The 14,416-nt window shown below is 48.7% G+C and carries 7 protein-coding genes; 6 read left to right on the top strand and 1 reads right to left on the bottom strand.

The window, feature by feature from the left end; all coding sequences use genetic code 11:
• The first annotated feature begins 30 nt into the window (after window positions 1-30).
• Together uidA and ABEW34_RS26905 are read left to right on the top strand one after the other, a co-directional pair.
• Complete coding sequence (gene uidA, locus ABEW34_RS26910; protein ID WP_430163288.1) at window positions 31-1,830, top strand: beta-glucuronidase; 1,800 nt, start codon at window positions 31-33, stop codon at window positions 1,828-1,830.
• Between the two features lie 288 nt (window positions 1,831-2,118).
• Window positions 2,119-3,750, top strand: coding sequence for a hypothetical protein (locus ABEW34_RS26905; protein WP_430163286.1), 1,632 nt, complete (start codon window positions 2,119-2,121; stop codon window positions 3,748-3,750).
• 2 nt (window positions 3,751-3,752) lie between these two features.
• Here ABEW34_RS26905 and ABEW34_RS26900 read toward each other — a convergent pair whose 3' ends face one another.
• A complete protein-coding gene (locus ABEW34_RS26900) occupies window positions 3,753-4,142 on the bottom strand; it encodes a VOC family protein (protein WP_430163284.1) in 390 nt (129 codons plus the stop codon).
• A gap of 313 nt (window positions 4,143-4,455) precedes the next feature.
• Between ABEW34_RS26900 and ABEW34_RS26895 the strand changes: the two genes are divergently transcribed.
• Genes ABEW34_RS26895 through ABEW34_RS26880 form a run of 4 tightly spaced genes read left to right on the top strand, consistent with a single transcriptional unit; the run spans window position 4,456 to window position 14,387 of the window.
• Window positions 4,456-6,621 (top strand): HAD-IIIC family phosphatase, encoded by a 2,166-nt coding sequence (locus ABEW34_RS26895; RefSeq protein WP_430163342.1) that lies wholly within the window; start codon window positions 4,456-4,458, stop codon window positions 6,619-6,621.
• 8 nt (window positions 6,622-6,629) lie between these two features.
• The gene (locus tag ABEW34_RS26890; protein WP_430163282.1) at window positions 6,630-7,958 is read left to right on the top strand and encodes a glycosyltransferase family 4 protein; all 1,329 of its coding nucleotides are present in this window, start codon (window positions 6,630-6,632) and stop codon (window positions 7,956-7,958) included.
• A complete protein-coding gene (locus tag ABEW34_RS26885; protein ID WP_430163279.1) occupies window positions 7,955-13,525 on the top strand; it encodes a non-ribosomal peptide synthetase/MFS transporter in 5,571 nt (1,856 codons plus the stop codon). Before ABEW34_RS26890 ends, ABEW34_RS26885 begins: the two co-directional genes overlap by 4 nt.
• Window positions 13,515-14,387 (top strand): hypothetical protein, encoded by an 873-nt coding sequence (locus tag ABEW34_RS26880; RefSeq protein ID WP_430163276.1) that lies wholly within the window; start codon window positions 13,515-13,517, stop codon window positions 14,385-14,387. The genes ABEW34_RS26885 and ABEW34_RS26880 overlap by 11 nt, the downstream gene beginning before the upstream one ends.
• Window positions 14,388-14,416: the final 29 nt, after the last annotated feature.

Here is a 14,416-nt window from a genome sequence, read left to right as displayed (position 1 = left end):
ATCTATTATCCATGATGAGGAGTGGTACGGATGTTATACCCTATTAATACGTCTTCTCGCAGCGTTATCGATTTGTCCGGCATTTGGAATTTCAAAACAGATCCCGGAATCGGGTTACTGGAAGGATGGCAGATGCAGCCGCTAAGCGACACGATTGCGATGGCTGTACCGTCTTCCTATAACGATATTGGCGTTAATGCCGATATACGAAATCATGTAGGCTGGGTTTGGTACGAACGGGAAATCGTTATTCCGAAGCCGCTGGCTTCGCAGCGAATCGTTCTTCGATTCAGCTCGGCTACCCATGAAGCGAAGGTTTACATCAATGGAATGCTGGCCGTAGAGCATACGGGTGGCTTTACACCGTTCGAAGTGGAACTGAACGATCATCTGCTGCCGCATAAAAATAGGCTCACAGTTGCCGTCAATAATATTTTGGACGAATCGACGCTGCCCGTAGGACATTTCATGGAGCGTGATATTGAAGGAGTGGGCAAAGTCGCTCGGAATAATCCCAATTTCGATTTCTTTAACTATGCGGGGCTGCATCGTCCTGTGAAGATTTACACGACGCCACGCAGCTTTATACAAGATGTGCAGATTCTATCAAGCGTCAAGGATGACGGCTCCGCGGAAGTGAGCTGCAAGATTGACAGCACTGGAGAGTCGGGCGTACGTATCCACATCCTGGATGAAGCGGGAAGCGTCATTGCCCAAGGAGAAGGGGCGCAAGTGAGCTTCTTGCTGGCGGATGCTAAGCTTTGGGAGCCTTTGAATGCTTATTTGTACACGTTAAAGGTGGAGCTGGTTCAAGGAGGAGAAATCATCGATGAGTATGATCAGCCCTTTGGCATTCGGACTGTGGAAGTGGCGGGCGGCAAATTCCTAATCAACGGCAAACCGTTCTACTTCAAGGGCTTCGGCAAACACGAGGATTCGCCGATTCATGGACGAGGCATTAACGAGGCGGCCAATGTTATGGATTTTCGATTAATGAAGTGGATGGGGGCCAATTCGTTCCGTACCTCCCATTATCCCTATTCGGAAGAAATCATGAGATTGGCTGACAGGGAAGGGTTTGTCGTGATCGACGAGGTGGCTGCCGTCGGTCTGCACTTGAATTTCATTCCAACGCTGACGGGTGGGAAGAGACGGGACACGTGGAAAGAGCTGAGAACCTATGAGGCGCATCGGGAAGCCATTCGCGAGCTGATTGCGAGAGACAAGAACCATGCATGCGTTGTGATGTGGTCTATCGCCAATGAGCCTGCGACTTCCGAGGAAGGTGCGCGCGAGTACTTCGAGCCGCTGCTCCAATATACGAAGGAATGTGACCCGCAAGGACGCCCCGTCACAGTAGTAACGCTTCAGGAAGGGAGCCCGGAGCATTGCAGGGTGTCGGATCTGGTAGATGTTCTCTGCTTGAATCGGTATTACGGCTGGTATGTTGAAGGAGGAGAATGGGAGATTGCCAAATCGAGGCTCCGCCAGGAGCTCCAGGGCTGGATGAAGCGCTGCCCAGAGAAGCCAATCATCATGACGGAATATGGCGCGGATACGATCGCAGGCTTTCATGATGTTGATCCCGTCATGTTTACCGAGGAATTTCAGACCGAATTTTTACGGGCAAATCATGAAATATTCGACGAGTGCAGCCATTTTGTCGGCGAGCATGTATGGAACTTTGCCGATTTCAACACCAGTCAAGGCATCTTCCGCGTTCAAGGCAATAAAAAAGGGGTATTTACGCGTGACCGCAAGCCGAAATTAGCGGCGCATGAGCTGAAGAAGCGGTGGGAAGCGATTCCAGACTATTATTATAAGAGCTAGATTGCCTACGATAGCGGGCTAATGGGTAGATGTATAAATGTGGGGCCATTAGGAAATCTGATGGCTCTTTTTTTTATGAAAGCAGCGCAGCTAATGATACGCCATTCGTATACTTGAGCTGCAGTCTTTTCGAAATAGAATTTTATATGATTTCCTCCATCACAGAATCTGGTAAATTTATGGTATATTAGCTATGAGCCTGCTAAAGAAGCTGTTTTTGCCCATAGAGAGAATCATAGTGGAGATCGAAGCTTTTATACCGGAAATCCAAGAGGATGGTGTGTATAGGTGGAAAAGAGTACGAGGGATCAGCAGCGATTGAATACGGTCATAACATTTGCAGACCATGTGCTTAAGGAGGGAAAGAGCCGCAGCGGATGGGAGGCTAGCCCTTTGTTCGCAGACGGAATTGACGTCAGGACGAAGGAGCCTGTCACATGGCGATTTCCCGGAGGGCGCGAGGCGGTCATGTCCAATTTGGCGAGCCAGCAAAACCTTTTTCGCACCTTTGTCGGGCTGTCGAGGCTTAGCGGCGATCAGCAGTATGAAAATGCTGCAAAATTAGCGATCAAATTTCACTTTGACCATCTTCAAAGCCCGTGCGGCCTGCTGCAATGGGGTGGGCATCGGCTGATTGATTTGAAAACGCTGCAGGTTGCCGGAGCAGAGGAAAAAAACGGAATGGTGCATGAGCTGAAAAACCATTTTCCGTATTATGAACTCATGTATGAGGTTGACCCGGCTGCTACCATCCACTACATTAGAGCGTTATGGAATGCACATGTTTTTAATTGGAGTTCCCTCGAAATTAGCAGGCACGGCAGCTTCGGCTTGAAAAGCAGCAGGCTGTGGGCGCACGAATTTCGTGATACAGAGCCGTTCTCCGAGGTTAGCGGGCTGTCCTTTCTGAACGCGGGAAATGATCTGATCTATGCGGCAGGGATGCTGTATAAGCTGGCTGGAGAGAAAGGCGCTCTGCTCTGGCTGAAGAGGCTTGCCCGCCAATATAACAAGGCGAGAAATACGGATACAGGCTTAGGAGCCTATCAATTCAATCAAGCGAGAAAAATGTATCATACGAATGACGACAGCAATACGCATTCCCGCTTCGGGGACAGGGCTGGCCGGCAATTCGGTCCCGAGTTTGGAGGTGCGGCGCTGGAAGGCAAAATGCTGCTGGAAGCGCAGGCCTCTACCGTTTACTATGAAAATACATTGATGCAGCTTCAGCTTGTGAGCACGATTGGGGAGGTCGTAAAGGAGCTGGCACAATGGTCAAGGCAAGGGCTCGGCGCTTTTTTGAAATACGGCTACCTTCCTGAAAAGAATGCGTTTAAGCCGATGCTCACCGACGGTACGGATTTATCGGGGTACGCCCTTAAACGTGACGGCTATTATGGAGATAAAGGCGCCATCATCGGCCAGTTTCCCGCTACTAGCAAGTTTTTGCTATCTTATGTAAGAACGTTCATACAAACGGGCGACGAAAGCCTATGGGAAGCGGCAAGAAGCATCGCCAAAGGGAATGGACTTGGTGATATAGGCCGTGAGCCTGGCGTGGAGGCTGATCTGGATTTCAATGCGCCATGCGACGATGCAAGAGCGCTTTATGCGATGCTGGACGTTTATTTGAAATTCGGACATTCGCAGTACTTGGAGATGGCTAGAAGAATAGGAGATAATATCGTCGGCAGAAAATTTCATTTCGGCTATTTCCTGCCGGCAAGCAACTGCAAGTATGCGAATTTTGATGCAGCTGAGCCGCTTGCCCTTCTTGCTCTACATGCTGCAATTGAGGCAAAGCAGCACTGTGTTCCAGCATTTATCGATGGGAAAGGTTTTTTTCATGCCAATATGCAAGCCGAGGATGGCTCCGTAAAGACATGGAAGTCCCCCCAGCTGTATAAGGAAACGATCTGAGCTTATTCCTCGACCAATTCTATAATGCCTACATTATTTTTGAACAAAAATACGACCTTCTTATTGCCGATAGCCGGAGCCTCCAAAGCCTCGGCTATGACAAGATAGCCCAGCTTCTTCAATTGATCGGTCTTCTCCGAAAGATTCGCCGTTTCATAACAGAAATGGTAGGGTGTGCTGCCAACCTTTTTCAACAGGTTTTTAACCGGGGAATGGTCATTAAGCGGACAAACCAGCTCCACTAAATAGGTGCCGTTTTTAATAAATTGGATTAATATATTCCGTTGTTCATCCTGACATTTTTCACCTTCCGCTTCGTATCCAAGGGCAATAAACTCCTGTAATGCCTTATCGATATCCTCTACGACGTACCCTACATGATGGACCTTCATATGAGTTCACTCCTACTTCAGTTTATCTTCCATCTTCCATATTCATCCTCTTGATCCTATACATTCATTTACAAAGGCTTATGGGTCTCAGAGCCCGCATCACAAATATAATATAAGCCTCTTGCGTCAAATAAACAAGATAATTGGCATCGTCGACAAAAAAAGGGAATTTATTGACAACGATTCGACGATAGTCTACGATAAAATTGACTTTGTTGTAAAAAATTATAAACCCCCAGATGTAGCGGCTTAAAGCTAGAGAAGGCTATAAAAATGCTATCCTATTCTAAGCAAGGGGAGAAGTTTCGTGAATATGACCAGTCGTGATTTGAATCTCGTATTTTCGGCAACGTTTACAGCAGAACCAGTCAGAAGGTCCCTAGTATTTTGGTTGGAGAAGCTAGGAATAAAGGCTGCCATTCAATATGAGAATCAGGTGTTCAAGCAGCTGCTCGATCCTTACAGCGCTATGCGCCAAAACAACGGGATCAACGTCATCCTCATTCGTTTTGATGATTGGTTCAGGGTGGAGGACGGTTTGGAAACGGAGCTCAGGAAAGATGCTTTATTACAATCCAAAGTTGACCGAAATATCGTTGACCTGCTGAATGCCGTGAAAACTTCCGTAGAAACCACATCAGCCATTCATATCGTATGTATTTGCCCTCCTTCGCCCCTAATGGAATGGAGCACTGAGACGGCTTGCGATTATAAAGAAATAGAGAATCGGTTATATCAAGGACTTCAGGGACTGAACGGGATTGTGCCCGTTGCTTCTTCCGACATTTTAGATCTCTACCCTGTAGCGGATTACTATGATTTTCATTCGGATAAAATGGGCCACATTCCGTACAAACAGATCTTTTTTGATGCGCTTGGTACGGTCATTGCCCGAAAAATCTATTCGGCCACAAGCCTGCCTTATAAAGTCATCGTGCTGGATTGCGACCAGACGCTGTGGAAGGGCATTTGCGGCGAGGACGGAGTGGATGGGATTGAAGTGGACCCCTACCGAAAGCAGCTGCAGGCGTTTATGCTGGAGCAGCAGCGCTTAGGAATGCTTCTATGTCTTTGCAGCAAAAATAATGAAAGCGATATCATGGCGGCGCTGAATCGTTCCGATATGCTGATCAAGCCCGAACATATCGCGGCCTCCAGAATCAACTGGGACCGCAAATCAGATAATTTGGATGGATTGGCTAAAGAACTGAATCTGGGCCTCGACAGCTTCATCTTTATTGACGACAACCCTGTCGAATGTATGGAGGTTAAAACGCGTTATCCTCAAGTTCTGACGTTATGCTTGCCTGAAAATGACGAGGACATTCCGCTTTACTTAAGCAACATTTGGGCATTTGACCGTATAAACACGACTGCGGCAGACGAGAGCCGTACGGAATTGGTTAAGCAAAATACGGAGCGAAATAAATTCCAGCAGGAAATGCTGTCCTACGAAGCTTTTATTAGCGGGCTGGAGCTGAATGTCAGCATTTCTCCGCTAGGTGATGCAGAGCTGGCAAGAGCCGCTCAATTGACTCAGAGGGTGAATCAATTTAACTTTACGACGATTAGGCACTCTGAAGCGGAGCTTAAAAGGCTAGGCAGCGAAGAGAATGTGAGCTGCTTTACCGTAGCTGCCAGTGATAGATTTGGAGATTATGGAATAGTAGGCTTGGTTGTATGCCGCGAGCAGGGTTCAAAGCTCATCGTGGACAGCTTCCTGCTTAGCTGCAGGGCTTTAGGCAAAGGAATAGAGTATACCATGCTTGCGAGAATTGGCGAATTGGCAACGGCCAAAGGTCTGGACCAAGTGGACGTTGTTTTTGTTCCAACCGCTAAAAACCAGCCTGCGGCGCAGTTTTTAGACTTAATCGGAGCACAGAACGCAGCTGCCTCGGCTGAAAATAACGTGTATGCGTTCACGGCTGCGTTTGCGAGAACCATAGACTTTAGGGCCTACCTGGAACAAGCCGGCCACATACGTGAGGAGGTTCATGCAGCCGCGCAGCAGGCGGCAAGCGGTGCTGATCCGGTCAATTTAGATGTGCTGGACGATATTGGAAGGCATTTGAATACGCCGAGAAGCATACACGCCAAAGTGGAGGCGGCCTCGCAAGGAAAGACAGGCGAGCGGGCGGAATATGTAGCACCAAGGAATGAGTTCGAGAAAAGAATATTAAACATTTGGGAAGATGTGTTAGTCATTGAGCAAATTGGAGTTATGGATAATTTGTTTGAAGTGGGCGGCGAATCCATCAAAGCGATTCAGATTTTGTCCAGAATTCGAGAGGAATTCGAAGTGGATTTGCCAATGACGGTATTGTTTGAAGGGTCACTTACAATTGCAGGGCTTGCCGAGGCTGTCGAAACCAGCTTGCTCAGCAGCTTTGATGAAGACTCGATTGCGGAACAATTAGCGGCCTTGGAAAACCTGACGGAAGAAGAAATCGAGCAGCTGCTTCGGGAAGAGAGCGAGTGAGGCAGGGGATGAAGCTGTTACTAGCTCAAAATGCATCCTACTATCCTGCACTGGGTGGAGCCAATAAGTCTAACCGAACGCTTATGGAAGCATTAAGCCGCTTAGGGCACGAATGCCGCGTCGTTTCTACTGCCTTGGTCAATAGTGCCTCAGAACAAGACCAGCGGGGTGCTGGTGAGATTGAGGTCATATCCTCAAGTCCCGAAGTGTCAGTCTTCAATCTTAAAGGCGTTGCTGTTCATGCTGTGAAGGTACGAGCAGCCATGGACAGCGCAAGGCTGAAAAATTATTTGATCAGGCAAATAAAGGACTTTGCTCCCGACAGAATTCTAATTTCTACGGAGGATGTGGGGCATGTACTGCTGGAGGCGGCTGTAAACCATGCAGCTTCCAGAGTCGTCTACCTTGCCAGAACAACCCTCTATCTGCCCTTTGGGCCGGATTGTTTTATAGAGGCGCCTGATAAGACGGAGCTGCTGCGCAAAGCGGCAGCCATTGTCGTCGTTGGCGATTATCTCAAGGACTATATGTGGCAGTGGGCCAAGCTCAAAGCAGAGGTGCTGCCCATTTCTTTATTTGGCGACGGTCCATTTCCCGACTATGGAAATTTCGATAAGGGGTATGTGGCCATGGTGAATCCATGCGCTTACAAGGGGATATCGATTTTTCTGGAGCTGGCGCGCGCCTTTCCTGAACTGTCATTTGCCGCCATTCCGACATGGGGTACAACTTCCGATGATATGAAAGCGCTGAGGGAGCTAAAAAACGTTCGTATTTTTGATCCAGTGGACGATATGAACAAGCTGTTCTGCCAAACCCGTGTTATGCTCGTTCCTTCCTTGTGGGCTGAGGCCAAATCAAGGACGATCGTTGAGGCTATGCTGCGAGGCATCCCTGTTCTGGCAAGTGACGTTGGGGGAAATCCAGAAGCCAAGCTGGGAGTAGAGTATGTGCTTCCGGTAAATCCGATTAAGGGCTACAAACAGGCTGTTGATGAACGCAGCTTGCCCGTATCGGACATACCAGAGCAGCCTATGCAGCCGTGGCAGGAGGCACTCGGACGTTTATTGAGTGAAAGGGAGCACTATGAGGATATATCAAAGCGATCAAGGGAAGCGGCACTGGATTATGTAGAAAATAGGGGAGGAAGCAGGCGTGTTGAAGCCTATTTGCTGAATTTGCAAGCTGCAGCGGAAAATATGCCGCAGGATGTCCTTGTCCCTGCTGCTAAAGAGAGTGCCGTTGCCCAAATGACCGATAAGCTTACTCCTGCGCAGAAGGCGCTGCTTGCCTTAAGGTTAAATAAAAAAAATCAAAGCCGGGGTAATGACCAATGAGTAAAGGATTGGATAACAACGCGGTTGCAGAAAAATGGAGTGGACTTACGGACAAACAGAAGGCATTGCTGGCTCTGAGGATGAAAAAACAAGGGACAGAGCAGCCGGCGCAAAGCTTGAAGATCACCCGGCTGGAAAGAAATGGCGAAGACCGCTATATGGCTTCCTATGCGCAGAAGCGCTTCTGGTTTCTTGATCAATGGCATACGAACAAGGCCGCCTATAATACCCATCTGGTTTCCAAGCTGGTGGGCAGGGTGGACTTGAATTCGCTTAAGCAAACCTTCGATGCGATTGTAAACAGGCATGAGATATTGCAGATGGTTTATCGTAATCGTGAGCATGAGGTGGAGTGCTGCCGCCATTCCAATCCGGTTGTTGCGATTGCCGAGAAATCGGTAAAGGCGTTCACCCGAAAGCAGCTGGAGGAGAAAATCGAGGACTTTGTCCACAAAGAGGTACATAGCCCCTTTGATTTGGCTAGCGATCTGCCAATAAGGGTGACGCTGCTATCTGCTTCAAATAAAGAGCATTACCTGATTATCGTCGTCCACCACATCGTGTCGGATATGTGGTCCTTGCGTGTGATGAACAAGGAAATTGAATGTTTTTACAATGCCTTTGCCAGAGGCCGGCAGCCGGAGCTTCCGGAGCTTCCCGTGCAGTATATGGATTATGCGGTATGGCAAAGGAATCTATTAGAGGGAAAAGTAACAGAGAGACAGACCCAGTACTGGAAGGAAGAATTGGCGGGAGCACCTCCGTGTCTGCTATTGATGACGGATTTTCCCCGTCCAGATGTCCAAACCTATAATGGGAAGGTTCATAAATTTATTATTCCAGAAGGCATGGCAGGCAAAATTCAGACGCTTGCAAGCGAGGAAGCGATAACGCCATTTGTTTTTTCATTAACGGCTTTTGCTCTTTTACTTAATCGTTATACCCAATCGGATGATATCGTCATAGGCTCTCCGGTTGCGGGGCGTACCCATAAAGAGGTTGAAGACCTGATGGGCTTGTTCATCAATACGCTAGCGATCAGAGTTCGCTTGGAAGGCAATCCCCGCATTAGGGAGCTGCTGCAAACGGTCAAAAAAACCGTTATGGGCGCCGTCGCAAACCAGGAGCTTCCATTTGAGAAGCTTGTAGAGGAATTGCAGATTGAGCGTGATTTGAGCTATTCTCCCGTTTTTCAGGTGATGTTTAATTTTCAAAGCATAGAGAAAACAGCCCTTCAGCTTGCCGAGCTGGAAGTCAGTCCTTTTTTGCGCAGCAATAATACGACAAAGTTTGATTTGAATCTTGCTGTCAAGTACATTGAAGGCGAAATGACCTGCTTCTTGACCTACAACACCGATCTATTCCTTCCCGCAACGATTCAGCGCATGGCTGGCCATTACATGGAGATCATTTCCTCTATGGCCGACAGCTTTAGCTTAAAGGCTCATGAGATTGAGACGCTTACCCCACTAGAAAAACAAACATTGCTCTCAGAATGGAGCTTTACCGAATACATGAATCATCCTGATGTTCCGTATGTTCACAAGCTTTTCGAGGAGCAGGTGCAGAAAAGTCCAGCGGCTATTGCTGCTGCTTGCCAGGGCAGGTCTTACACATACGAGGAGCTTAACCAAAGAGCCAACAAGCTTGCCCGCTATTTATCTGCTAAAGGAGTTGGCCCTGAACAACGTGTAGCCTTATTTGCCGAGCGTTCGCTAGAAACGGTAGTGGGCATTCTTGGCATTTTGAAGGCAGGCGGAGCCTACGTTCCAATAGATCCCCTGTTTCCAGTCGACCGTATCAGGTACATACTGGAGGATGCCTCCATTGCTATTGTCGTTGCCGAGGCACATTTAGCGGTTTCCTTAGGCGATGCTGCAACGACAGAGTGGGTGTATCTTGATGCTGACTGGCCAGCAATCGCAGAGCAGAGCGGTGACAATATGGCGGTGCCGCTGCAGCCCTCTAATCTGATTTACATCATTTATACATCAGGCTCTACAGGCAAGCCGAAGGGTGTTGCGGTAGAGCATGGGAATTTTCTCAATTACTATTTCGGCGTGATGCAGAGGCTGGATGTGGAGCCGGGACTTAAATACGCGATTGCTTCCACCTTTGCTGCTGACCTCGCGACTATTAATGTGTGGGCAGCATTAAACACGGGCGGACAGCTTCATATTTTGACCTATGACCAATCCGTCGACTCTCAGCAATATGCTAAATATTTCAGGGAGCACGGAATCGATGTCATTAAAATGGTTCCTAGCCATTTCAAGGCGCTGCGGGAGCGGGCGAACCTGAGCGATATGATTCCGAATAAGCGGCTTATCCTTGCTGGCGAGCCCTCCTATTGGGACATGATTGATGACATCAGAGCGGCTAAGCCTGAGACGGAGATCCAAATTCATTATGGGCCGACCGAAACGACGGTGTCCATGCTGACGTATACCGTAACCGAAAAAAGGCCCGCTCAGCATACTTCGGTGCTGCCGCTAGGGCGTCCGCTGCCCAATGTATCTATTTATGTGTTGGATGCTAAAATGCAGCTAGTGCCTATTGGAGTTCCTGGGGAGTTATTCATTGGCGGGCCTGGTGTTGCCAGAGAGTATTTAGGCAGACCGGAATTAAACGCAGAAAAGTTTATTCCCAATCCGTTCGATGCGGCAAATGGCGGACGGCTTTATCGAACCGGAGATATTGTGCGTTATTTGGAAAACGGCATCATTGAGTTTTTGAGCAGAGTCGACGAGCAGGTGAAAATCCGGGGTTTTCGCATCGAGCTGGGTGAAATCCAAGCATCGCTGCTCGAATACCCCGGCATCAACGATGCTTTTGTGACCGTTCATGAAGATGCTGGCGGCGAGAAAAAGATCGCTGCCTACTATGTGCAGGGCGGCTCCCAGCCGGTTAACCTATCCGCATTGCGGAACGGTCTGAAGGAGAAGCTTCCGGGCTACATGGTTCCTGCCGTATTTATGGAGCTGGATAAAATGCCCTTGAACGCCAATGGCAAGGTGGAACGAAGCGCTCTGCCTGCTCTGAGCGCAGTAGAAGCAGCCTCTGAAAGCGACTATGAAGCGCCGCGGGACGAATTGGAAGCGAGGATGGCTGCTGTCTGGTCTGAGGTTTTGAACATCGAGAGAATAGGAATTAACGATGATTTTTTTAGTCTGGGAGGTGACTCCTTCAAGGCGGTCCAAGTCGTGCGGGGAATTGATCATGCGCTGAGCATTATCGATCTGTTTAAATATCCGACGATTGGGGAGCTGTCTGCTATCGTTTCGCAAGGCAGCACGGACAGCGGAGATGTTCTCCACCGTCTTTCGAGAGGGGGAAATGCCGCTGAGGAGATTGCTATCGTTTGTGTTCCCTTTGCTGGCGGGAGCGCGATTTCCTATCAGCCGCTGGCCGATGCGCTAGCGGATCATTATGCTCTTTATGCGGTTCAAGTTCCCGGGCATGATTTCAGCAATAAGGATGAAGCCCTTGTGCCGCTGGAAGAAGTAGCAAGGCGCTGTGTACAGGAAATAAAGGACAAGGTTGCCGCTCCATCCATCGTTGTCTACGGGCATTGTCTTGGAGGCGCTCTGGCTATTGAAATAGCGAGGCTCCTGGAGCAAGAGGATAGGAACCTGGCTGGCGTCGTTATGGGAGGGAATTTCCCTGTGTCCCAGCTGCCGGGCAAGCTTTTCAAGCTGTGGAACAAGCTATTGCCAAGGGACCGCCGCATTTCAAACCGTGCCTATATGGATATGCTTCGCTCCTTGGGCGGCTTCAGCGAGACGCTGTCAGGAGAGGAGCGGGATTTTATTATCCGCAGCCTTAGGCATGACCGCCGTGAAAGCGAGCGCTATTACTCTGATCGGTATGCCGATGCCAAGCATGCAAAATTAAAGGCGCCGCTGCTTTGCATAGTCGGCGAACGGGACAGAACGACCGAGTTTTACGAGGAGCAGTATAAGGATTGGGAGTTTTTCAGCAGCCATGTGGATTTAGACCTGATCCCAAATGCGGGACATTATTTCTTCAAGCACCAATCCCATGACGTAGCTGATTGCATTGAGAATGGCCTTAAAGCGTGGCAGCAGAAGGCGAACGAGGAAAAACAGGGGAACCAGGAAAGGCAGAAGCAAAACAACCGGGAAACGGCAGCAGCGCCCGAAGTGCTTCCAAATTTGCGAACGCTTTTCATCTTCGTTTTTGGGCAGTTTATTTCCATGATGGGCTCAAGCTTAACGGGTTTTGCAATGGGCCTATGGGTGTACAGCCATTCAGGCGCCATTATGGATTTTGCCGCAACGCTGGTGTTCCACCGCCTGCCGGGTATCTTAATGCTTCCTTTTGCAGGTGTTCTGGCGGACAAAAAGGACCGGAGGCATATTCTGATCTGGAGCAATGTATGCTCTGCGCTTGTAACGATTATGATCGCCTTGTTCTTCTACAGCAACTCTCTAGAGACGTGGCATATTTATGCTGCGGTGGCGGCCCTATCCATTGCAAATGCTTTTCAGCGTCCAGCCTATTTGGCGGCAGTTGCCCAAATTGCGCCAAAGCGCTATCTCGGACAAGCCAATGGAATTGTGCAGCTGGCTACCTCCTCGAGCGAAGTGCTTGCGCCGCTGCTGGGGGGCGTTCTGGTGATGACACTTGAGCTGCCAGGCATACTTCTCATCGACTTCCTATCCTTCGTTTTTGCTATATCGACTTTGCTCTTTATAAGGTTTCCAAATTCCTTATTCCGCAAAATTGAAGAGCCATTTTGGACTCAAATGGCCGGAGGCTGGAATTTCATAAGAAAGCGCAAAAGCTTCATAGCCTTGATTTTGTTTTTTATGATTTCCAATTTGATGCTGGGGATGGCTAACGTTCTCATCACGCCGCTCGTTCTAACCTTTGGATCTACCGTTGTTCTCGGAATGGTGACCTCGGCTATCGGCATAGGGGGACTCGCAGGCGGAGTAGCTATGGGGCTGTGGGGCGGTACGCGCAGAAGAGCGGAGGGCATGATTGGTTTTAGCTTGCTTATCGGTCTTTCCTATATCGTAATGGGGCTTACGCCAATAGCTTGGCTGGTCATGGTGGGAGTATTTGTTTACGGGGTCTCGCTGTCGATGACAAACGCCCACTGGCAGACACTGATCCAATCCAAGGTGCGGGCCGAGCTGCTGGCAAGGGTATTTTCAATCAATCAGCTATTTGCTTTGCCTACCATACCGCTGGGCTACTATATTGGCGGTCTGCTGTCGGACAAAATTTTCAAATCGCTGTTTGTCGATCATCCAGAGCTTGTTAAGAGCCTGGGCTGGCTTGTAGGTACGGGGCCGACACGGGGAATAGGCCTGCTGTTTATTTTAATCGGCTTATTTATGGCGGCCTGGAGCTTTCTTGGGCTAAGGTATAATCCACTCCGATATATGGACGATATTTTACCTGATGCCATTCCGGGGCCGCTGTTTATAAGGGATAAGGATCGCATTCAGCAGGAGGAAGACCGGGAACTGGAGCGGATAAACAAGCAGTTGGCGAGTAAGAACGTTTTAAGCAGGGGGAAAAGCTATGATATTTAATGTAATGACGGTACTAAACAGTGATTATTTTGATTTTGGAAAGCTGTTTGTCAATTCCTTTTATGACAATGTCGATTTAAGCCGTATTCATAAGCTTTACGTTTATGATACCGGACTTTCCGAGGACGATAAAAAATATTTGTCCGTTTTTCCGCAGATGGAAATTGTATCAACCGAGCTGAATACGAAGCATGTGCTGCTTCACGATGAGGACTGGCGCAAAAATGTATACTCCAAAACCGCTTTTTTGCTGCAGGTCATTGAAAAGGATTCACTGCCTACCGTCATGATCGATTCAGATTGCCTGTTCCTTTCTGATTTCACCCGCTTGATACCGGAAAATGAAGATTTTGTCGCCTGCCGCCGTGAAGAGCAGGAAGCCTTTTGTGAATATATCGCTTCCTTCTTTGTGATTAATTCCATCGAGAAAGCCCCTTCTTTTATACGGGAATGGCGAGAGGAAATGTATTATGGGACGGAAAATCACAAGGAAAGCCCGGCTTTATCACGCTTAATCAATAAGGGCGGCTATCAGGTCTACGCGATCAAGGAGGATTTGGTATCCTACACCGGTACTGAATTGACGGCGGATATCACCATTGCACATATGAAGTCGACGAGAGGATTGCGAACGGTAGAGCAGCGAGTTAACCAGCCGCATTTGAAAGCGTACAAGGAAAAGTATTTGACGGATATTCCTATAGCTGCGGTTGGGAAAGCACTTTCAGCAATGTTTCTGGAAACCGCCTCGGAGGCTGCTCTGGAGCAGAGTTCCGGTAAGGATAAGGATCGCCCCTCCGTTTTGGACAACCTATCGCCAGAGAAAAGGGCACTGCTTCTAAAAAGGCTGAAGAAGGGCTGATTGCCCATAGGTATGACATACGTTGCCTT

The sequence above is a fragment of the Paenibacillus algorifonticola genome (assembly GCF_050481745.1).
In the GTDB taxonomy this organism is placed as follows: Bacteria; Bacillota; Bacilli; order Paenibacillales; family Paenibacillaceae; genus Pristimantibacillus; species Pristimantibacillus algorifonticola_A.
Note: the sequence above shows the minus strand (reverse complement) of the source record. Positions and strands in the feature narration are given on the sequence as shown.

Bases quoted from the DNA above. Each gene is read 5' to 3' on its own strand.
- uidA (WP_430163288.1), top strand. From the start codon at position 31: ATGTTATACCCTATTAATACGTCTTCTCGCAGCGTTATCGATTTGTCC.
- ABEW34_RS26900 (WP_430163284.1), bottom strand. From the start codon at position 4,142: ATGAAGGTCCATCATGTAGGGTACGTCGTAGAGGATATCGATAAGGCA.
- ABEW34_RS26895 (WP_430163342.1), top strand. From the start codon at position 4,456: ATGACCAGTCGTGATTTGAATCTCGTATTTTCGGCAACGTTTACAGCA.
- ABEW34_RS26890 (WP_430163282.1), top strand. From the start codon at position 6,630: ATGAAGCTGTTACTAGCTCAAAATGCATCCTACTATCCTGCACTGGGT.
- ABEW34_RS26885 (WP_430163279.1), top strand. From the start codon at position 7,955: ATGAGTAAAGGATTGGATAACAACGCGGTTGCAGAAAAATGGAGTGGA.
- ABEW34_RS26880 (WP_430163276.1), top strand. From the start codon at position 13,515: ATGATATTTAATGTAATGACGGTACTAAACAGTGATTATTTTGATTTT.